This is a genomic window from Microvirga antarctica, from assembly GCF_017921815.1.
Lineage (GTDB): Bacteria > Pseudomonadota > Alphaproteobacteria > Rhizobiales > Beijerinckiaceae > Microvirga > Microvirga antarctica.
The window spans coordinates 607,749-627,556 of sequence record NZ_JAGEMM010000001.1; the positions used below are offsets into that span (position 1 = coordinate 607,749).

Annotated in this window: 23 protein-coding genes and 1 tRNA gene; 9 read left to right on the forward strand and 15 right to left on the reverse strand. The window is 65.5% G+C overall.

The genetic code is table 11. From position 1 onward, the window contains the following. Nucleotides 1-705 carry a lipoyl(octanoyl) transferase LipB gene (gene lipB / locus J4G32_RS02945; protein ID WP_343232579.1) on the reverse strand — a complete coding sequence of 235 codons (705 nt, stop codon included), beginning with the start codon at nucleotides 703-705 and terminating at the stop codon, nucleotides 1-3. Nucleotides 706-950: 245 nt separating this feature from the next. Here lipB and J4G32_RS02950 point away from each other — a divergent pair. From J4G32_RS02950 to J4G32_RS02975, 6 genes are all read left to right on the forward strand, one after another. Continuing rightward, a tRNA-Leu gene (locus J4G32_RS02950) sits at nucleotides 951-1,035 on the forward strand. 269 nt (nucleotides 1,036-1,304) lie between these two features. Continuing rightward, a complete protein-coding gene (gene mgtE, locus J4G32_RS02955) occupies nucleotides 1,305-2,726 on the forward strand; it encodes a magnesium transporter (protein WP_210484297.1) in 1,422 nt (473 codons plus the stop codon). Nucleotides 2,727-2,814: 88 nt separating this feature from the next. Next, nucleotides 2,815-3,711, forward strand: coding sequence for a glycoside hydrolase family 25 protein (locus J4G32_RS02960; RefSeq protein ID WP_210484299.1), 897 nt, complete (start codon nucleotides 2,815-2,817; stop codon nucleotides 3,709-3,711). 128 nt (nucleotides 3,712-3,839) lie between these two features. Next, complete coding sequence (locus J4G32_RS02965) at nucleotides 3,840-5,009, forward strand: isovaleryl-CoA dehydrogenase (RefSeq protein WP_210484300.1); 1,170 nt, start codon at nucleotides 3,840-3,842, stop codon at nucleotides 5,007-5,009. A gap of 121 nt (nucleotides 5,010-5,130) precedes the next feature. Beyond that, nucleotides 5,131-5,865: a ribonuclease activity regulator RraA gene (locus tag J4G32_RS02970; protein WP_210484302.1), complete on the forward strand. Its 735-nt coding sequence runs from the start codon at nucleotides 5,131-5,133 to the stop codon at nucleotides 5,863-5,865. Nucleotides 5,866-5,898: 33 nt separating this feature from the next. Beyond that, complete coding sequence (locus tag J4G32_RS02975; RefSeq protein ID WP_210484305.1) at nucleotides 5,899-6,729, forward strand: YdcF family protein; 831 nt, start codon at nucleotides 5,899-5,901, stop codon at nucleotides 6,727-6,729. Here the strand turns inward: J4G32_RS02975 and J4G32_RS02980 are convergent. Beyond that, on the reverse strand, nucleotides 6,693-6,971 hold the full coding sequence (locus J4G32_RS02980; protein WP_210484307.1) for a DUF3253 domain-containing protein: 279 nt from the start codon (nucleotides 6,969-6,971) through the stop codon (nucleotides 6,693-6,695). The two genes, J4G32_RS02975 and J4G32_RS02980, sit on opposite strands and share 37 nt — an antisense overlap. Then, a complete protein-coding gene (locus J4G32_RS02985; protein ID WP_210484309.1) occupies nucleotides 6,949-7,653 on the reverse strand; it encodes a DUF599 domain-containing protein in 705 nt (234 codons plus the stop codon). Before J4G32_RS02985 ends, J4G32_RS02980 begins: the two co-directional genes overlap by 23 nt. A gap of 69 nt (nucleotides 7,654-7,722) precedes the next feature. Between J4G32_RS02985 and J4G32_RS02990 the strand changes: the two genes are divergently transcribed. Then, a complete protein-coding gene (locus tag J4G32_RS02990) occupies nucleotides 7,723-8,124 on the forward strand; it encodes a rhodanese-like domain-containing protein (protein WP_210484311.1) in 402 nt (133 codons plus the stop codon). Here J4G32_RS02990 and J4G32_RS02995 read toward each other — a convergent pair. The 4 genes from J4G32_RS02995 to J4G32_RS03010 form a co-directional block, all read right to left on the reverse strand. Then, the gene (locus tag J4G32_RS02995; RefSeq protein ID WP_210484313.1) at nucleotides 8,121-8,405 is read right to left on the reverse strand and encodes an acylphosphatase; all 285 of its coding nucleotides are present in this window, start codon (nucleotides 8,403-8,405) and stop codon (nucleotides 8,121-8,123) included. The two genes, J4G32_RS02990 and J4G32_RS02995, sit on opposite strands and share 4 nt — an antisense overlap. Before the next feature lie 103 nt (nucleotides 8,406-8,508). After that, nucleotides 8,509-9,012 (reverse strand): gamma-glutamylcyclotransferase family protein, encoded by a 504-nt coding sequence (locus J4G32_RS03000; protein WP_210484315.1) that lies wholly within the window; start codon nucleotides 9,010-9,012, stop codon nucleotides 8,509-8,511. Nucleotides 9,013-9,014: 2 nt separating this feature from the next. Next, nucleotides 9,015-11,015, reverse strand: a complete 2,001-nt coding sequence (locus tag J4G32_RS03005) for an acetyl-CoA carboxylase biotin carboxylase subunit (protein ID WP_210484317.1) — start codon at nucleotides 11,013-11,015, stop codon at nucleotides 9,015-9,017. A gap of 90 nt (nucleotides 11,016-11,105) precedes the next feature. Further along, a complete protein-coding gene (locus J4G32_RS03010) occupies nucleotides 11,106-11,516 on the reverse strand; it encodes a hypothetical protein (RefSeq protein WP_210484319.1) in 411 nt (136 codons plus the stop codon). Nucleotides 11,517-11,843: 327 nt separating this feature from the next. On the opposite strand from J4G32_RS03010, the gene J4G32_RS03015 reads away from it, so the two are divergent. Next, on the forward strand, nucleotides 11,844-12,461 hold the full coding sequence (locus J4G32_RS03015; protein WP_210484321.1) for an alpha/beta hydrolase: 618 nt from the start codon (nucleotides 11,844-11,846) through the stop codon (nucleotides 12,459-12,461). A gap of 10 nt (nucleotides 12,462-12,471) precedes the next feature. On the opposite strand, the gene J4G32_RS03020 is transcribed toward J4G32_RS03015, so the two are convergent. Next, a complete protein-coding gene (locus J4G32_RS03020) occupies nucleotides 12,472-14,004 on the reverse strand; it encodes an acyl-CoA carboxylase subunit beta (protein WP_210484323.1) in 1,533 nt (510 codons plus the stop codon). Nucleotides 14,005-14,156: 152 nt separating this feature from the next. Here J4G32_RS03020 and J4G32_RS03025 point away from each other — a divergent pair, with 152 nt between their 5' ends. Further along, the gene (locus J4G32_RS03025) at nucleotides 14,157-14,534 is read left to right on the forward strand and encodes a hypothetical protein (protein WP_210484331.1); all 378 of its coding nucleotides are present in this window, start codon (nucleotides 14,157-14,159) and stop codon (nucleotides 14,532-14,534) included. Nucleotides 14,535-14,548: 14 nt separating this feature from the next. Here the strand turns inward: J4G32_RS03025 and J4G32_RS03030 are convergent, their stop codons facing one another. The 7 genes from J4G32_RS03030 to J4G32_RS03060 all read right to left on the reverse strand — a co-directional run bounded on the left by J4G32_RS03030 (nucleotide 14,549) and on the right by J4G32_RS03060 (nucleotide 19,808). Further along, complete coding sequence (locus J4G32_RS03030; protein WP_210484333.1) at nucleotides 14,549-15,331, reverse strand: ATP12 family chaperone protein; 783 nt, start codon at nucleotides 15,329-15,331, stop codon at nucleotides 14,549-14,551. 49 nt (nucleotides 15,332-15,380) lie between these two features. Then, nucleotides 15,381-16,058 carry an HAD-IA family hydrolase gene (locus J4G32_RS03035; protein WP_210484335.1) on the reverse strand — a complete coding sequence of 226 codons (678 nt, stop codon included), beginning with the start codon at nucleotides 16,056-16,058 and terminating at the stop codon, nucleotides 15,381-15,383. Next, nucleotides 16,055-16,657 (reverse strand): GNAT family N-acetyltransferase, encoded by a 603-nt coding sequence (locus J4G32_RS03040; protein ID WP_210484337.1) that lies wholly within the window; start codon nucleotides 16,655-16,657, stop codon nucleotides 16,055-16,057. The genes J4G32_RS03035 and J4G32_RS03040 overlap by 4 nt, the downstream gene beginning before the upstream one ends. A gap of 112 nt (nucleotides 16,658-16,769) precedes the next feature. Beyond that, entirely contained in the window at nucleotides 16,770-17,234 is a 465-nt protein-coding gene (locus J4G32_RS03045; RefSeq protein WP_210484339.1) for a hypothetical protein, read from the reverse strand. Between the two features lie 106 nt (nucleotides 17,235-17,340). Then, nucleotides 17,341-18,588 (reverse strand): RluA family pseudouridine synthase, encoded by a 1,248-nt coding sequence (locus tag J4G32_RS03050; RefSeq protein WP_210484341.1) that lies wholly within the window; start codon nucleotides 18,586-18,588, stop codon nucleotides 17,341-17,343. An 85-nt stretch (nucleotides 18,589-18,673) separates the two neighbouring features. Beyond that, nucleotides 18,674-19,060 (reverse strand): fluoride efflux transporter CrcB, encoded by a 387-nt coding sequence (gene crcB / locus J4G32_RS03055; RefSeq protein ID WP_425515491.1) that lies wholly within the window; start codon nucleotides 19,058-19,060, stop codon nucleotides 18,674-18,676. A gap of 4 nt (nucleotides 19,061-19,064) precedes the next feature. Beyond that, complete coding sequence (locus tag J4G32_RS03060) at nucleotides 19,065-19,808, reverse strand: tetratricopeptide repeat protein (protein ID WP_210484342.1); 744 nt, start codon at nucleotides 19,806-19,808, stop codon at nucleotides 19,065-19,067.

Genomic DNA, 19,808 nt, shown 5'->3' on the forward strand with positions numbered 1-19,808 from the left:
TCACGGTCGAAGGGTGGGGCCGAAAATCGTCTCGAAGCGTTCCCGCAGCACGCGATCGACCTCCCCCATCGTCACCTGCTTTCCGAGATCGGCAAGGCTCGTGACCCCATGCAGGCGCACGCCGCAGGGAACGATGCCGGTGAAATGGGACAGGTCGGGATTCACGTTGAGGCTGATGCCGTGAAAGCTGACCCAACGGCGCACGCGAATGCCGAGCGCCGCGATCTTGTCCTCGACCCCCTCACCCCTGTCGGGTCGCCTGACCCAGACGCCGACGCGGTCGTCGCGTCGTTCGCCGCTGATTCCGAACGCGTCCAGCGCGCCGATCAGCCATGATTCCAGGGCCGCCACATAGCGCCGCAAGTCCTGCTGGCGACGGCTGAGATCGAGCATCACATAGGCCACCCGCTGGCCGGGGCCGTGATAGGTGTATTGGCCCCCTCGCCCGCTTTTGAACACGGGAAAGCGGTCGGGCTCCACGAGGTCGGCGTCGTTGGCGGAGGTGCCGGCGGTGTAGAGCGGGGGATGCTCGACGAGCCAGACCAGCTCGGGCGCCCTGCCCTGTGCAATCGCTTCGGCCCGCGCCTCCATGAAGGCGACAGCCTCCTCGTAGCCGGTGAGCCCATCCGCCACGATCCATTCGACCGGCGCGGAGCCGGCCGCGGCGGGGAAACGATCGGCGAGGTGATCGCGAAGGCTTGTCACAACAATCCATCCGGACGCGCTGAGGGCGGGAACGCGGATTGATCCCGGATTTTCAGTCACGTCAACTGGGCCTGACATATGGGAGCGCGACGTCAAAACAAGCCGCCGCGGAAGGCAGCGGAGCGATTGGATTTCATCCGGGCCGCAACGCTGCGGAAAGTCTTCGATCCGTGGGCTTGCGGTCCTGCAATCCATCTTGTATAGCCACCGCCTCGCCAGGGATCACGGTCCCCGGTTCAAGTTCTGCGGCCATGGCGGAATTGGTAGACGCACTACCTTGAGGTGGTAGCGGGGAGACCCGTGGAGGTTCGAGTCCTCTTGGCCGCACCAAACTTGACGAACGCCTCCGGGTGTTCACAAAAAGGTCCCTCGCAGGGGCCTTTTTTGTTGCCTGCGCGGCCTTGTCATCTTGGCACGGCTCCGCTTCGCCATCACACCCGTGGTGCTCGCCCTTCCCGATGATTGGCCGCCGCCGCTGGCCGTCTGGAATCTGAAGGCATCCGCCCCCACCCCGTCCTGCGTCAAAGCCTGTGCGATGCATTGTGCTGGACGCGCCGCCCGCCTAAAAGGCCGTCGGATTTGCCGTCGAGGAGCAGCCCATGCAGGACGTCGACCACCTGACGCCGCCGCGCTCGTCCGATGGCGAGATGGCTCCGATGACCTTCCGCGACGACGAAGGCGAGCTGAATTCTCAATTCCTTCAGGCCGTCGGGGCCGCCATCGATGCATCCGACACCGACCGGCTTCATCATCTTGTGGAGGATTTCCACGAATCGGAAATGGGCGACCTGCTGGAAGCCCTCGACACCGACCACCGGCCGCGCCTGATCGAGTTGCTGGGCTCGGATTTCGACTTCACCGCGCTGACCGAGGTGGACGATTCGGTCCGTGAGGAGATCCTCGAGGAGCTCGAGACCTCCACGGTCGCCGAGGGCGTACGCGACCTCGAAGCGGACGACGCCGTCACCATCCTCGAGAGCCTCGACGACGAGGACAAGGCGGACGTTCTCGACCGCCTGCCGGCCATCGAGCGGGTCGCCCTGCAGCGGTCGCTGGATTATCCGGAAGACAGCGCCGGACGGCGCATGCAGACGGAGTTCATCGCCGTGCCGCCGTTTTGGACGACGGGGCAGACGATCGACTTCATGCGCGAGACCCCCGATCTGCCGGAGACCTTCTACGAGATCTTCGTCATCGATCCGGCCGGGGATCTTCTGGGCGCCGTTGCCCTTGACCGCCTTCTGCGGTCGAAGCGCCCCGTCTCGATCGGGGAGATCATGGACGACCAGCCCGACCGGGTGAAGGCGACCGACGAGCAGGAGGAGGTCGCGCGCATGTTCGAGCGCTACAACCTCGTCTCCGCGGCTGTCGTCGACGACGCCAACCGGCTCGTCGGCGTGATGATGGTCGACGACATCGTCGACGTGCTCGAGGAGGAAGCGGATGCCGACATCAAGCAGCTCGGCGGCGTGCATTCCGACGAAGAGCTGTCAGACACGGTCATGACCACCCAGCGGAGCCGCTTCCCGTGGCTCTTCGCCAACATGTGCACGGCGATTGTGGCCGCCAATGTCATCGACGTGTTCGCCGCCTCCCTCCAGCATATGGTGGCGCTCGCCGTCCTGATGCCCATCGTCGCCTCGATGGGCGGCAATGCGGGCACGCAGACCATGACGGTCGCGGTCCGGGCACTGGCCACCCGCGAACTCGGCCGCTCGAACGCCTGGCGCATCATCCGCCGCGAGGCGCTGGTGGGCCTTCTCAACGGCGTCGTCTTCGCCGTCATCATGGGGTCCATCGCCGGTCTGTGGTTCCGGGATTTCGATCTCGGCGTGGTCATGGGCCTCGCCCTGATGACGGTGCTGCTGTTTGCGGCATTGGGCGGAATCTTCGTTCCGCTCACCCTCAACCGGTTTAACGTCGACCCAGCCGTCTCCTCCGGACCGTTCGTGACAAGCATCACGGACATCGTCGGATTCTTCGCTTTTCTGGGGATCGCGACCGCGTGGTTCGGGCTCTGAGCCCCCGTTAACGGTGTTTCGTAAGCCGCTGTTAACGCGCCTGCGGCATGGCTGGTCAGATTATTTCAGCCTGAATATAGTGGGTCCGATGAAGCCTCGACGTCCCTCCCGCCGGTCGAAAGCCCCGACGCTGCTGCGCAAGCTCCTTGTCGCCGCCCGCTTCGGTGCGGTCGCGGCGCTTGCCGTTGGCCTCGCCTCCTGCGCCATCGCGCCGTCGAGCCGCTACCCGGCCAAGGGCGATGTGCGACCCCATGCGGGCGTTGCCTCCGCGCATGTCCTCCCGATCCACGGGGTCGACATCTCCAAATGGCAGGGCAAGGTCGACTGGGCGGCGCTCCAGCAGGCCGGAACCAAATTCGCCTTCATCAAGGCGACCGAAGGCGGCGACCACGTGGACAACCGGTTCATGGAGAACTGGTACGGGGCCAAGCGCGCCGGCGTGCCCCGCGGCGCGTACCATTTCGTCTATTGGTGCCGCCCGGCCCATGAACAGGCCATGTGGTTCAAGAAGAACGTGCCCCAGGACCCCGAGGCCCTTCCCCCCGTCCTCGACGTGGAATGGAACGGCGAATCGGTGAACTGCCCCCGCAAGGTTCCCAGGGCCCAGGCGCTCGCCATGATCGACCTGATGCTGAAGGAAATGGAAGCCCATACGGGCAAGCGGCCGATCATCTACACCGACATCACCTTCCACCAGGAAATCCTCGAGGGCGAGTTCAACGACTATCCGTACTGGATCCGCAGCACCGCCGCGGAACCGCAGCACCGCTACAACGAGCGCCGCTGGACCTTCTGGCAGTTCACCACCACCGGCCGCGTCCCCGGCGTCTCGGGCGATATCGACCGCAACACCTTCTACGGCACCGACAACCAGTGGCGGATGTTCCTCGCCAGCAACTGCGACCCGCGTGATCACGCCCGCCTGAGGAATGCGGGTGTGTGCAACCTGGGCGGCAACGAGGCTTACGCCAGCGCTGAGGAATAGGCCGCAGGCCCGGGCATTCTGGGCCGCACTCGCTCCAGCTTGTCTCTTCGTCAGCCTTGCCAAATCCGGGCGCGTGCCCGAACCTCCCGCGAAAGCCGAGTTCATCTCGCGACGCTGGAGGACATGCCATGATCCCGAACACCCGCGCGTTCAATTTCGATCTCGGCGAGACCGCCGACGCCATCCGCGAGACCGTACGGGGCTTCGCGCAGGACAAGATCGCGCCGCGCGCCGAGGAGATTGACCGGACGAACGCGTTCCCGCGCGATCTCTGGCCGCAGATGGGAGCGCTGGGCCTCCACGGCATCACGGTCGCGGATGAATATGGGGGCGCGGGGCTCGGCTATCTCGAGCACGTGGTCGCCATGGAGGAAATCTCCCGCGCCTCGGCCTCGGTCGGGTTGTCCTACGGGGCGCATTCCAATCTCTGCATCAACCAGATCAGCCGCAACGGCAGCGACGAGCAGAAACGGCGCTACCTGCCGGGGCTGATCAGCGGCGAGCACCTGGGAGCGCTCGCCATGTCCGAGCCGGGCGCTGGCTCCGACGTGGTGTCCATGCGCACCCGCGCCGAGAAGCGCGGGGACCGCTACGTGATCAACGGCAACAAGATGTGGATCACCAACGGCCCGACCGCCAACACCCTCGTGGTCTATGCCAAGACCGACCCGGAGGCAGGCTCCCGCGGCATCACGGCGTTCCTGATCGAGAAGGGTTTCAAGGGTTTCTCGACCCACCAGAAGCTCGACAAGCTCGGCATGCGCGGCTCGGATACCTGCGAATTGCTGTTCGAGGATTGCGAGGTGCCCGAGGAGAACGTCCTCGGGCGGGTCGGTAAGGGCGTCAACGTGCTGATGTCCGGCCTCGATTACGAGCGCGCCGTGCTGGCGGCCGGTCCGCTGGGCCTCATGCAGGCCTGCATGGATGTGGTCATGCCCTATCTCCACGAGCGCAAGCAGTTCGGCCAGCCCATCGGCGAGTTCCAGCTCGTGCAGGGCAAGGTTGCGGACATGTACGTCACCATGAACGCCGCCAAGGCCTATGTGTACGCCGTGGCGAAAGCCTGCGACCGCAACGAGACCACCCGCGAGGATGCGGCAGGCGCGATCCTCTACGCGGCCGAGAAGGCGACCCAATGCGCGCTCGACGCAATCCAGTTGCTGGGCGGCAACGGCTACATCAACGACTATCCCACCGGCCGCCTGCTGCGCGACGCCAAGCTCTACGAGATCGGCGCGGGCACCAGCGAGATCCGACGCATGCTGATCGGCCGGGAGTTGTTCCAGAAGACGGCCTGATCGAACATCTCCCATCATCGGCGATCCTCCTGACCATGGCGCCTGTGGGTGCGGCGGGCTTTCAGGTGACAGGCGCCGGAAGCGGCGCTAAGCACGGCGGACCTTTTGGAAAGCAAGCGCCATGACCCAGAGCCCCGCCACGCCGAGCCCCGCCCATCTGGACAAGGCCATCGCCGACGCTCTGCGGGCCACGTCCACCGCCACGATCACCACCGTGCTGCTCAAGATGGGCATCCGTCGGTGCTGGATGCGCGGCCCGGTGCCGATGTTCAATGCCTCTGACCGGCTCGTGGGACGGGCTTTCACCATGCGGTTCGTGCCGGCGCGCGAGGATCTCGCGACGCCCGAATCATGGTCCTCGCCCCGCTCGACCCGTGCCGCCATCGAGGCGATGCCGGAGGATTGCATCGTCGTCGTCGACGCCATGGGCATCACCGATGCGGGCATCTTCGGCGATATCCTGACCGCCCGGATGAAGAAGCGCGGGGTCACGGCGCTGGTCACCGATGGTGCCGTGCGAGACGCGCTGGGTGTCGAGGGAACCGACCTCCCGGTCTGGTGTGCCGGTGCGGCAGCGCCCCCCTCGGTGGCGGGCCTGACCTTCGTCGGCTGGCAGGAGCCCGTCGGCTGCGGCGGCGTTGCGGTCTATCCGGACGACGTGATCGTGGCCGATGGGGACGGCGCAGTCGTCATCCCGGCAGCCCTCGTCGAGGCCGTCGCCAACGAGGCGGTGGCGCAGGAGAGCCTGGAGCTCTGGATCATGCGCGAGATCGAGAAGGGCGTGCCCCTCCCCGGCCTTTATCCGCCCAACGCCGAGACGAAGGCGCGCTACGAGGCTGAAACCACGCGGTCGTAAGCCTGCCGGCTTCAGGTCAGGCGCGGAGAGCCCATGTTCTATTACGCCTCGAAGGTCCTCTGGTTCTTCGCCACCCCATCCAACCTGCTCGTCATGCTGATCCTGCTCGGGGTCCTGCTCGCCTCGACCCGGCGGTTCCGTCGCGTCGGCATCGCCTGCGCACTCGTCTTCACGCTCGCCACCCTGGCGCTCGGGCTGCTGCCGATGTCGAGCTATCTGCTGCTGCCGCTCGAGAACCGGTTCCCGGCCTTTCAGGATGACGGTCGGCCTGTGGACGGCATCGTTCTGCTCGGCGGATCGGTGGAGGCGATGGAATCCGCCTCACGGGGGACCCTGGTGTCCAATGACTCGGCCGAGCGGCTGTTCGACACCATCCTGCTCGCCCATCGCTATCCGAAAGCCCGCATCCTGATCTCGGGCGGCGGCGGCACCGTGTTTGGCGACGGAACCGCCGAAGCGCCGATCATCGCAGGCTATTTCAAGGCGATCGGCATCGACCCGGCGCGCATCACAATCGAGGATCGATCGCGCACGACCTACGAGAATGCTGTGGAGTCACGAAAGCTCGTCGCGCCAGCCCCCGGCGAGCGCTGGCTGCTCGTCACCTCCGCCTGGCACATGCCGCGCGCCGTCGGCGTCTTCCGCAAGGCGGGCTTTCCGGTGACGGCAAACCCGGTCGATTTTCGCACCAGCGGGACTTTTGGCGAACAGCACATCTTTGCCTTCGTCTCGGACGGCCTGCGACGGCTCGACGTCGCCAGCAAGGAATGGGCCGGCTTGGTGGCCTACCGGCTTGCCGGACACACCGACGCGCTCCTGCCGGGACCTCAGGACCCTCCGTCCATGGGCACCGTCAGCCGATAGACGCCCTTGAAATCGTCCGGATCGACCGGACGGCCTTTGCGCAGGATGGTGAGGCGGCCCTCCTTCATCAGTCGCACCGCAACGGCCCGGACCGGCTGCATCAGCGGACCCCACCCGTCCGGCTTGTCGCCCCCGATGGCGCGCGCGACGTCGGTCGGGCCGACCGTCCTGCCCGGGCCTTTGGCAGCCACCATAGCCAGCATCGCGGTCTCGATCGGATCAGTCTCTGGATGGTCTGTCATCATTCCTCATCACGGCCGCCCGCGCCCCTGAGACGAACTGGCGACGCCACATCACATACAACACGCCCGCCGTCGAAAGAATGAACAGATACGGGCTCAGGAACCATCCGAGATAGGCGAGCGAGAAGAAGAAGGCGCGCTGGCCGCGATTGAAATGCTTGCCGGCCACCACGTTCATCTCGGCCGCCTGACGGGCGATCCGCAACGCTTCCTCCCGGTTGTCGTGGCGCAGAACCGGAACCGCTCCCACGACAATCGCCATGTAGTTGAACAGCCGGTAGGACCAGGCGAACTTGAAGAAGGCGTAGACGAAGATCACCGCCAGCCCGATCACCTTGATCTCCCACATGAGCGCGGTGGTCTCGCGACCGAACGGAAAGTCGGCGAAGACCGGCAACAGCGCATCCGAGGATCGCAGCAGCGCGAGCACGCCGCCGATGGCGATGAGCGAGGTCGAGGCGAAGAAAGCGGTCCCGTTCATGAGGGCAGACATGATCGTGGTGTCGACAATCCGGTTTTCCCGGTCGACCAGCTGCTCCATCCACCGGAAGCGATAGTCGTTCATCAGCGTGTTGAGGCTGGTCTCGCCCGCATGCGTCAGCTCGACGGCAGCATAATAACCGAGCCAGGCGACGAGGAAGAAGAGGACGGCCGCCAGATCGACGTAGTTGAAGCCGAGCATTCCAGCCTCCGGTTGACTTGGCGGCCATCATGACCAGTTTTGAGGGGGCCTCAAAGCGGAGAACACCGGATGCCACAGACGATCACCCGCGGCTACAAGGCGATGCTCGACGAGGCCCTGGCAAAGGTCGAGTCGCTGCCGGCCTCCGCCGCCATCACCATGCTGGAACGGGACGACGTGCAACTCGTCGACCTGCGCGATCCGCGGGAACTCGAGCGAGAGGGACGCGTGCCCGGAGCCTTTCATTGCCCCAGGGGGATGCTGGAATTCTGGATCGATCCGGACAGCCCCTACCACAAGCAGGCTTTCGCGGCCGACAAGACCTTCGTGTTCTTCTGCGCGGCGGGCTGGCGCTCGGCGCTCTCGGCCGCGACCGCACAGGAGATGGGCCTTCGCCCCGTGGCCCATATCGACGGCGGCTTTGCGGCCTGGAAGGCCGCAGGCGGGGCGATCGAGGGCAGCGGAACCTAGATCGTCGGCAGCACCTCGAACCGGTCGGAGACCATCACCCGGCCCTCATCCGCCAGATGCTCGATATGCGCGACACTAGCCCCGCGCGGCCCCGATTCGCAGGCCTTCAGCATGGCCGCGACCTGTTCGACCGGGCCGGAGAGAACCGTCTCGACCGTGCCGTCCCGGCGGTTGCGCACCCATCCCGAAAGGCCGTGCAACTCGGCCTGATGATGGGTCCATGCGCGGAACCCGACGCCCTGGACGCGGCCGTGGACGATGACGTGGGCGGTCCGGTTCATCGGCCGGCCAGGCGTCTTGCAATCAGCGATCGCGTCATTCTCGTCCTTTCCCGATGCGTGGGTTCAACGTGTGCCACCCGCGAAGGTTCGCCGGCGGAACCGGTTACGACCGCCGAAGCGTGCTCGTTGGCGCGCCAAAGAGCGGCCGGACAGCAGGCCGCGGCAGGGCGCGCGCAGCCGCGTCGGCGCTCGGATTCCAGGAATTGAGCTCGGCCATGTAGAGCGCGGGGAAGTCGAGCCCGGCAGCAGCCGCGACGATCGCCTCCATATAGCCCGGCCTCGGGGTGCCTGGCCTGGCGTCGCGGCCGATATACACCAGGGCGCGGCGGGGTCCCCGGTCGGTTACGATCGGCTGCACCACCTTGGTGTAGAGACCGGTCGACAGGCTTTCATAGCGGTCAAGGGCGGGCAGGTCGGAAAAGGCCAGATCCCAGACCAGGCCCCAGGTGGTGCTGCTGGGCTCGCGCATGACGGACGCATAGCCTTCGGAGAAGATCAGGAAGCGGTGGCGCATCAGCCGTGCCGGTCCCACCACTTTGGAGCGCGGACAGCGGACCGCCATGGCCGCCTCATCCATGTTCGACCCATAGGCGAAGTACAGCGGCATGCTCAGGAAAATTCCATGATCACCGCGTCGACCGCGAGGCTGTCGCCCTCCTTGGCGTTGATCTTGGCGATGGTGCCGTCGCGTTCGGCGCGCAGCACGTTTTCCATCTTCATGGCCTCGACCATGCAAAGCGGCTCGCCGACTTTGACCTCCTGCCCGACCTTCACGAGAATGGCCTTCACGAGCCCCGGCATCGGACAGAGCAGGACCTTGCCGGTATCGGCCACCTGCTTTTCGGGCATCAGGCTCGCCAGTTCGGCCTCGCGACGGGTATAGACCCGCGCCTCGCTGACGGCGCCCGCATGGGAGAGCAGGAAGCCGTTCGGCAATGGACGCACCTGGACGGCGATGGAGTGGTCTCCGACGCGGCCGGTCCAGACCGGTTGTCCGGGGACCCAGCGGGAGACGACCGGCAAAATGGTGTCGTCGATCACCACGGCGATGCCCTCGTCGGCGTCATCGACGCGAACCGGGTGCGGCTCGCGCGCCAGCATGACGACCCGGTCGCGCTCGAAGGCGAGAGCGGCGGGCGTGCGCATCTGGCCCGAAATCGCGCGCTTGCGTTCGTTCTGCAGGTGATCGATGGCGGCCGCGACCGCGATCATCCGGATTGCCACGTCGCCCTCGGGCTGGATGGTCTTGAAACCGTCGGCAAATTCCTCGGCGATGAAGCCGGTCGACAAGGCGCCTTCCCGCCAACGGGAATTCTGCATGATCGCCGACAGGAAGGGGATGTTGTGGCGAATGCCCTCGATGGCGAAGGCGTCGAGCGCCTCGGCCTGCGCGGCGATGGCCTCAGACCGGGTCGGCGCGTGGGTCACGAGCTTGGCGATCATCGGATCGTAATAGATCGAGATTTCGCCGCCCTCGAACACGCCGGTATCGTTGCGCACGCTCACACCGCCCGTCTCGCCTTCCTGGGGCGGCCGGTAGGTCACGAGCCTTCCGGTCGACGGCAGGAACCCGCGCACCGGGTCTTCGGCATAGATGCGGCTCTCCACCGCCCAGCCATTCAGTTTGACATCGGCCTGGGTCAGCCGCAGCTTTTCGCCGGCAGCGACCCGGATCATCTCTTCCACGAGGTCGATGCCGGTGATCATCTCCGTCACCGGGTGCTCGACCTGCAGACGGGTGTTCATTTCGAGAAAGAAGAACGAACGGTCCTGCCCTGCCACGAACTCCACCGTGCCGGCGGAATCGTAGCCGACGGCCTTGGCCAGCGCCACGGCCTGCTCGCCCATGATCCGGCGGGTGGCCTCATCGAGAAGCGGGCTCGGGGCCTCCTCGATGACCTTCTGGTTCCGGCGCTGGATCGAGCATTCACGCTCGCCCAGATAAATGACGTTGCCGTGCTTGTCGCCCAGCACCTGAATTTCGATGTGACGCGGATCGGTGATGAACTTTTCAACGAAGACCCGGTCGTCGCCGAACGAATTGGCAGCCTCCGAGGTGGCGCGGGCAAAGCCCTCCGCAACCTCATCGGACGAATAGGCGATCCGCATGCCCTTGCCGCCGCCGCCGGCCGAGGCCTTGATCATCACCGGGTAGCCGATGTCGTCCGCGATCTTGACCGCGTGGGCGGGCGTCTCGATCACGCCGAGATAGCCCGGCACTGTGGAGACGCCGGCAGCAGACGCCGCCTTCTTGGATTCGATCTTGTCGCCCATGGCGGCGATCGCATGCGGATTGGGACCGATGAAGACGATTCCGGCCGCGGCCAGAGCCTTGGCGAAGGCCTCGCGCTCGGACAGGAAGCCGTAGCCGGGATGGACCGCCTGGGCGCCGGTCTTCAGGCAGGCGTCGATGATCTTATCGATGACGAGGTAGGATTCGGCTGCGGGCGCCGGACCGATCGGGACGGCCTCATCGGCCATCTCCACATGAAGCGCGTCCCGGTCAGCCTCGGAATAAACCGCGACCGTCTTGATCCCCATGCGGCGCGCCGTCTTGATGATCCGGCACGCGATCTCGCCACGGTTGGCAATCAGAATCTTGTCGAACATAGGCCCTCGGACGCGACTAGCCGGACAATGAATGTCCCCTCCGTTACTAGAGATCCGCGCATTCGCAAAGGGGAACCGGGGAGCGTGACCTCAGGCGGCGAGTTTTTGGCGGGCATGGCGCCGCGCCCGCATGATGAAATCGAGAATCGCGATATCCACCTGCTCGGCCTTGTCGAGAATGGCGTAGGCAATGGCGGAGGCTGTTTCCGTGGGGCCGCCGAGATCGAGCGCCGATGTGAGCCAGAGGGCATCGTCGGCGGTGACGATGCCGGAGGGCTGGGCCCGTCGCAGGACGAATCCGACGATCAGGTTGGTGTAGAGCCGCGCCCATCCCTCATCGGCGGTCGCCGCGCGGTCCATGGCCATCAGGGCTTCGGCTTCGTGACGGTTGAGCAGCCCGCCCTCGAGCACATGGCACTCCAGGAGTCTGACATCCGCGGCGGAGATCACCTTCCGCTCGGTGATGCGTCCCACGAAGTACTGAAGTTTCTGCCGTACCATCTCTCGTCGCCCTCGATCTCGGGTTCAGGTCATCGCCTGCTTGATGAGACTGTCGCACGGCCGGGCGCGGAACCGGTTAACGCCGGATCCTGAATCGTCGTTGAGGTTAAGCGAACCTGAGTCTCTTTGGTTTCGGCTTCCTTTCCGTTTCGGAAAGCGTCGTGGAGTTGCTTGCATTTCTGCCAGCAAGGCCTTGCCGGTCTTACTGTTTCGCCGGGCGGGGCCATCTGCCAAGAACGAGCTCGACAGACCTGCTCCGGTCCTTCGGCGCCTCCAATGGCCGGACCGAAGAACGACCACCGCACCATTTTGAAGGGTTGACCCGCCATGACGTCCCTGTCCTTCACCCACCGCTACGAGGCCGCGTTAACCGAAGGCCTTCCGCCGCTTCTGCTGCTCCACGGGACGGGCGGCAACGAGGACGACCTGTTGCCGCTCGGCCGCGCCATCTCGCCCGGTTCGGCGCTGCTGTCGCCGCGCGGAAAGGTGCTCGAGAACGGCATGCCGCGCTTCTTCCGCCGTCTGGCCGAAGGCGTCTTCGACGAAGACGAGGTGAGGATGCGGGCGCTGGAGCTCGCCGATTTCGTCGTCGAGGCACGTGAGGCTTATGGCTTGGGCGAACTCACCGCTGTGGGATTTTCGAACGGGGCGAATATCGCCGCCGCGATGCTGCTGCTGCGCCCGGAATCCCTCGCCGGCGGCGCCCTGCTGCGGGCGATGGTGACGCTGAAGAACGCGCCGATTCCGGACCTCACCGGCAAGCGCATCCTTCTCCTGTCAGGGGCATCGGATCCCATCATCACGCCGGACAACGCGGCTCAATTGGCCGCCTCCTTGCGCGACGCGAAGGCCGATGTGGTGGCCCATACCCTGCCCACGGGACACGGGCTGACACAGCAGGACGTCACGCTCACCCATCAGTGGATGTTGAACAAGCGGACGTAACCGATGCTCCCTAAAGGGGAATGTTGTCGTGCTTCTTCCACGGCCGCTCGACCTCCTTGGTCCGCAGCATGGCGAGCGCCCGGGCGATCCGGCGGCGGGTAGAATGGGGCATGATCACCTCGTCGATGTAGCCCCGCTCGGCCGCCACGAACGGGGACATGAAACGGTCCTCGTATTCCTTGGTGCGGGCCGCGATCTTGTCCGCATCGCCGATATCGGCGCGGAAGATGATCTCGACCGCGCCCTTTGCGCCCATCACGGCGATCTGGGCCGTGGGCCAGGCGTAATTGACGTCACCGCCCACATGCTTGGACGCCATCACGTCATAGGCGCCGCCGAAGGCCTTGCGGGTGATGATCGTCACGAGCGGAACGGTGGCCTCCGCATAGGCGAAGAGCAGCTTGGCCCCGTGCTTGATCAGGCCACCGTATTCCTGCGCTGTTCCGGGCAGAAAGCCCGGCACGTCCTCGAAGGTGACAATCGGGATGTTGAAGGCGTCGCAGAAGCGGATGAAGCGCGCGGCCTTGCGGGAGGCATCGGAGTCGAGCACACCCGCCAGCACCATGGGCTGGTTGGCGACGATGCCGACCGTGCGCCCTTCGACCCGGCAAAAACCGGTGATGATGTTGCGGGCAAAAGCTTCCTGGATCTCGAAGAAGTCGCCCTCGTCGACGATCTTGAGGATGAGCTCCTTCATGTCGTAGGGCTTGTTGGGATTGTCAGGCACGAGCGTATCGAGGCTCGCGTCGACGCGGCCGGGATCGTCGAAGCTCGGGAGCTCCGGCACGCCCTCGAGGTTGTTCGCCGGCAGGAAATCGATCAGCCGCCGGACCTGGAGCAGCGCCTCCACGTCATTGTCAAAGGCGCCGTCGGCGACCGATGATTTCGTGGTATGCACCCGCGCGCCGCCAAGTTCCTCCGACGTCACCGTCTCGTTGGTGACGGTGCGCACGACCTCCGGACCGGTCACGAACATGTAGGACCGGTCACGCACCATGAAGATGAAATCGGTCATGGCGGGCGAGTACACGTCGCCGCCGGCGCAGGGTCCCATGATCACCGAAATCTGCGGAATGACGCCTGAGGCGATCACGTTGCGCTTGAACACTTCGCCGTAACCGCCGAGCGCCGCAACACCTTCCTGGATCCGCGCTCCGCCGGCATCGAACAGGCCGACGATCGGCGCACGCATCCGCAGGGCCATGTCCTGGATCTTCATGATCTTGTTGGCATGGGCTTCGGAGAGCGAGCCGCCGAACACGGTGAAGTCCTTGGCGAAAACGAAGACCGTGCGGCCGTTGACCGTGCCCCAGCCGGTGACCACGCCGTCGCCGGGGATCTTCGACTTCTCCATGCCGAAATCGGTCGAGCGGTGCTCGACGAACATGTCGAACTCCTCGAACGACCCATGGTCGAGCAGCAATTCGATGCGTTCGCGGGCCGTCAGCTTCCCACGCCCGTGCTGGGCCGCGATGCGCGCCTCACCGCCGCCGAGGCGTGCCTCTGCGCGCCTGTCTTCGAGCCGTTCGAGCATGTCTTTCATGGGATGAACTCTTGAACACCGGATAAGCCTCGCTCCGCCTTACCACAGCCCTGCTCATTCAAACATCCCGGCGTGATGTGTCGCATCGCACTTCCCACACCGAGCGACTCCCGATAAGAAAGCTTCGCTATAACACTTCACAAGAGACAAACATGCAATTTTATCAGGGGGCGGCACTGGCTGCCGCAATGTTCTCGCTTGCTCTCGCAAGCTGCGCCAGCCGCTCGGACGAGGTCGCGGCCACCTACGTGCCATCGGGCGCCTATCAGGGCTATAGTTGCCGCGAACTCGGCCAGGAGGCTGAGCGCGTCAGTTCGGCCGCGGCCGCGGCTTCCGGTGCGCAGGATTCGCAGCGGACCAAGGACACCGTCGCCACCACGGCGGCCGTCGTCATCTTCTGGCCGGCGGCCTTTTTCGTCGGCGGCAACAACGCCCAGACGGCCGAACTCGCCCGGCTGAAGGGCACCATGCAGGCCATCGAGGAAGCCTCGGTGCGCAAGAAATGCGGCATCAGCTTCCGGCACGCCTGAGCCGGGAGCGCAGCTTAGCGCGAGGCGAGCCGGAAGACTTCTGACGCCGCCTCAAAATCGGCCTTGCGACGGCGACGACGCTCCAGCGCGTCTTCGTCTTCGCCCCAGAGCGCTTCCTGGAAGAGCTCGTCCACATGGGCGGCATTCCACGCCTCATCGACGTCCAATCGCCCTGCCGCATGCGCCAGGGCGATGAGAACCGATCCGGACAGGGTCGTCATCACGTGGAGCGCGGCGAGCGCATAGGGCGATCCGATCTCCTCGACGGCCCGTCGGATCGCTTCGCTCGTCTCGGCCGGCTGCGCCACATGGATAACGCCCTCGGGGAGGTTGAAGCGCGCCCCGTGGCTTTCTCTCGCCCAATCGAGCACCGGCCGCCACGCGGCCTCCTGGGCTTCCGCCAGACGCTGGGGATCACCCGCGCGATAGCAGACGAGATCAGATCCCGCATACCGCACGAGGTCGTCGATGACCTCTCCCTGACGATGCGCGACGCCATCGATGGTGGAGTTGACGATCCGGGTGATCGGCATGGTGGACGGATCGATGTGGTCGCCCTGGGCGGCCCACTCGCCGGCAACGGCCTCGGCCAACGGGCGTGACGGCACCGCGAGAGGTTTTTTCGTGGGCGTGCGCGCCTGCCGTCCGTCGAGGGTCAGGGCATAAAGCGCGTCCTGCGCCGCGACGCCGGCCTCCTTGTAGAACCGCTTCGGCAAAGTCGGCTTCATTCCGGTCTGCGCGGAGCGCATCGGCGTGGGCTCATCGGGCGGCGGGAACCAGTCTGTCGTGTCCTTCATGGGCACACAGATAGGCGATTGGGGCGCAAAGGCGAGATCGATTTTTCGGTCATTGCGCTGCCTGCCTGTCACCGGCCAGAAACGCGTCGAGGACCGGCGCGAGCCCGTCATAGCTGTGCACGATGTGATGGGCTCCCGCCTCGGTCAGGGCGGTCACCGGCTGGAAGCCCCAGGAGACCCCGATGGGCAGCACCCCCGCCGCCCGCGCCATGGCCATGTCGTAGCTCGAATCCCCGATCATGACGGTCTGGTGAGGCGCCGCGCCGACGTCTTCCATCGCCTGGAGGATCATGGCCGGATGCGGTTTTGACGGCGCGCCGTCGGCGGTCTGGATCGTGGCGAACTTGTCATGCCAGCCGTGGCGGTCGAGCAGATGAGCGACACCGCGCATGGTCTTGCCGGTTGCGATGCCGAGAATGACGCCCGGCCGTTCGCCCAGCCCGTCGAGACATTCCTCTGCTCCCGGAAACAGCGGCTCGGCAAGCGCGGGATCCATCCGCAGGACACCGAAGGCCTCCTTGTAGGCGCTGACGAGGCCCTCGATGGGGGCGTGGGGGCCGGCCAGAATGATGAAGGCCTCAGCCAGCGACAATCCGACGATCGACAGGGACGCCTCACGGGTCGGGGGCTCCAGATCAAAGGCCGCAAAGGCCGCCTGTTGCGAGGCGACGATGATGTTCTGGCTATCGACCAGCGTGCCGTCGACGTCAAAAATCACGAGTTTCACGAGCGCGTCTCCGGGGTTGCAAGGCGGGTTTCCAGGCGCTCACGGATGGCCGGCCATTCCTCGCGCAGGATGCTGTAGACGGCCGTGTCGCGCACATGGCCGTCCGGCATGATCATATGCCGGCGCAGGACACCGTCGAGGCTCGCGCCGAGGCGTTCGATGGCGGCACGCGACTGGTCGTTCAGGCGGTGGGTGCGCAATTCGACGGCATTGCATTCCAATGTCTCGAAGGCGTGCCGAAGCATCAGGAATTTCGCGTGGCTGTTCACGAAGGAACGCTGCCACGAGCGGGCGATCCAGGTCGTGCCGATCTCGACCCGGTGGTTGAGCGCATCGATGTTCATGTAGCGCGTGCAGCCCACCACCTGGTCCCCGTCGCGCACCACCGTCGTGAAAGGCAGAGCTAGGCCCTGATCCTGGAGGGACAGGGCGGTCTCCACATAGGCCGCGAAGCCCTCCGGTCGGGGAATGGTCGTCGTGGGTTTCTCCCAGAGTGCGCCGTCGCTGGCAGCGGCGGCAAGGGCCGGGATATCCTCCCGTGCGAGCGGGCGCAGCAAAAGCCTGTCGGTCGACAATGTGACCGGTTTGATTGTCAGCATCGAGAGCCCTTCCGGTTGGAACGCTCTCCTCTAGCGAAAGTGCGGCACGACTTCAAACGGCGCCGGCGCGGAACAGCATGAGGCCTCCGCGAGAGATCGTGCCGCCGGGTTCCTAGCCGAGCAGGTAGAGGATGGCCGGGACGGCCAGAGCCGCCGCCGCCAGCGCCCACATCCCGACGGCCGCATGCACATCGCTGTTCGACACGGCGTTGCGAAGACGCTGGGCAAAGGCGCTCGCATCCATGGAACGCCCGCTCATGCAGGAACAGAATGCGTAATGGACCTGCCCTTCAGTCAGGCCGAAGAACGACATGGCATCACCCACTCGGTCGCTCGCCAGGCCGTCGGCCCGCAGGATCGGATCGTCGAAGGCGACCGACAGAGGCGAATTGTCCTCGCGCACCCGTGCGCGCTCCGCGGGCGGCCTGTATTCGATTTCCTCAAGGGAAGTGAGTCGCCTTGTCGGATCTTGCTCCAGGAGCGTGATCCAGCGATCAAGACGCTCCTGTCGGGTCATCACCTGCGGCGGCTGCACATCGGCTACGCTACGGAGTTGATCGAGAAGCTTGTGTTCCATAGACCTCTCCTTGCCATCGCCCGGCCCGGGACGGCCGGGATGCGAAATTCTCCCGCCTTTGCGGGGCGAAAGTGCGACGGAGCAAGAGGGGGCCTTGAGGCCGGGATCAGTCCTCCGGAGCCTCCACGATCGGGTCGTACCGGCTGGTGTCGAAGCCCAACAGATTGAAGGTCTGCTGCATGTGCGGCGGCAGCGGAGCGGTGATGTCGAGGGGCTTGCCAGTGCGCGGATGCGCGATGACGATCCGGCGGGCGAGCAGGTGCAGCTTGTTCTGGATGCCGCCCGGCAATTCCCAGTTCTCGATGTCGAAATATTTCGGATCGCCGACGATCGGGTGGCCGATATGGGCCGCATGGGCGCGCAGCTGGTGGGTGCGGCCCGTCACCGGTTTCAAGGACACCCAGGCGAGCTTGGTCGCCGCGGTCTCGACGGTGGCGTAATAGGTCAGGGCGTGGCTCGCGCCCTCGTCCCCGTGCTTGGCGACCTTCATGCGCGACTCGCCCTCATCGCCTTCCTTGGCGAGGTAGGTCGAGATCCGGCCCTGCCGGACCCGCGGAACGCCGGCGACCAGCGCCCAGTAGATCTTGCGGGTCGAGCGGGAGCGGAACGACTTGGCCATGGTGGAGGCGGCAAAGCGAGTCTTGGCGATGACGAGGCACCCGGCCGTGTCCTTGTCGAGCCGGTGCACGAGGCGGGGCTTCTGCCCTTCCGCGTCGCGCATGGACTCGAGGATGCCGTCCACGTGGCGCGTGGTGCCGGAACCGCCCTGCACCGCAAGCCCCATGGGCTTGTTGATGACGAGCACGTCCTTGTCCTCGTAGAGGGTGATGGACTTCAGGAAGTCGCGCTCGTCCTGATCCTTGCCCGGCAGCTTGGAGAGCGGGCGCGGCTGGTCGAGCTTGAGCGGCGGAATGCGGATCTTCTGGCCCGGCACGAGCCGCTCGTTGGGCTTGGCGCGGCGGCTGTCGATGCGCAGCTCGCCCTTACGGACGATGCGCTGGATATGCGTGAAGGCGAGTTGCGGAAACCGCGCCACCAGGAAGCGGTCGACGCGCATATCGGCCTCGTCATCCGTGACCTGCAGGGTCTGGACGCCGGTGGCCAGCGTCTCGGTCGCGGCGGCTCTCGCCTCGGCCCGGGTCGGGCGCGGCGCCGCATCCGCCGGCAGGGGCTTCACCGCAGGTTTTACGATCGCGGTGGCGGCCCGCTCCGGTCGCGGCTTGCGCGCGGGCTTGGCTGCCACCTTCGGGGTGCGTTTTTGCGGATTGGTGGGACGGGTCGGCTTCTCGTCGCGGGAGCGAAAGCCCTGCCGCGAGCCCGACCGTCCCCCGCCTTTTCCTGAACTCTGTGTCATGGGACAGTCGGTAACAGAGCGCCGCGCGGGCGGCAATCAAGCTTGCATGTCCGATGGCGTCAAACCGCCGGCATCTGAGGCCTGTCTATCCGCCGATCCAGCGCATGGCCGCCAGACCGGCAATGACGGCACCGATCGACACAAGGACCGACAGCGCCACATAGGCGAGCGCGAGACCGGCATCGCCGCGCTCCCAAAGAGCCACCGCGTCAAGCGAGAAGGCCGAGAAGGTCGTGAAGCCGCCCAGAATGCCGGTCGCCAGAAACAGGCGGGCATGCTCGCTCAGCGCGTGGCCGTCGCGATAGGCGAGCCAGGCGGTGAGCGCGCCCATCAAAAAGGAGCCAACGACGTTGACCGTGACAGTCCCCCACGGAAACGACAGGCCCCAGAGGCGCGCCGTCCCGATATTGACGGCATAGCGCAGACAGCCGCCGAGGCCCGCCCCGACGAAGACCAGAGCAAGCTTCAACATCGGCTCAACATTGCGCCCGGGCTTTCAGGGTTTTCATGTCCTGCACCATCAGTTCAATCTCGTGCCCATGGACTTCCTCGGCAAGGCGGCAGGCTTCCTTCGCGTCTCCGGATAGATAAACGGCCGTGGCCAGATTTGCACGCGGAACGGCCCATTCGGGAGCGTCCCTCACGGCCTTTTCGAGATACGGCCGCGCATCCTTGGGACGACCGGCGAGGATCAGGATCCGACCGTGATCCGCATTGAGCGTCGGCTCAGGACGTTTCAGGCCGGCAGCCAGGGTCATCAATTCGTCCGCATATCGGAAATCCTGGAAGCGGAACGTCACCAGAATGGCATAGCCTTGATAGACCGCGCTGAGACTTGGGTCGATGAGGAACGCCTGGTTGAGCCGCCGGCCGGCCGCCGCGAGCTGCACGCCATTCCGCAGGGTCACATTCAGGCCCTTGATGACGATCGCGGCCGCTTCCGCCCGGTCCGGCACCTGCTGCAGCACGGTGGTGACGAAATCCTCATCCTCTGCCGGCAGGCGGCGGTTCTTGGTGAAGTTGAAGAACGGCGCCTCATTGTCGGCGACCGAATAGGTTCGCTTCGTGACCGACACCCCTTTGGTGACCTCGGCTTTGGGCGGGGTGACATATTCGGGCGCAATGATGGGTTTCGGACCATGCGGCACTTGCGCATGAACCGGCTGGCCAAGCAGCATGGCGGCAACAACCGCCGCTGTGGTGGACGTGGCAACGCGCAT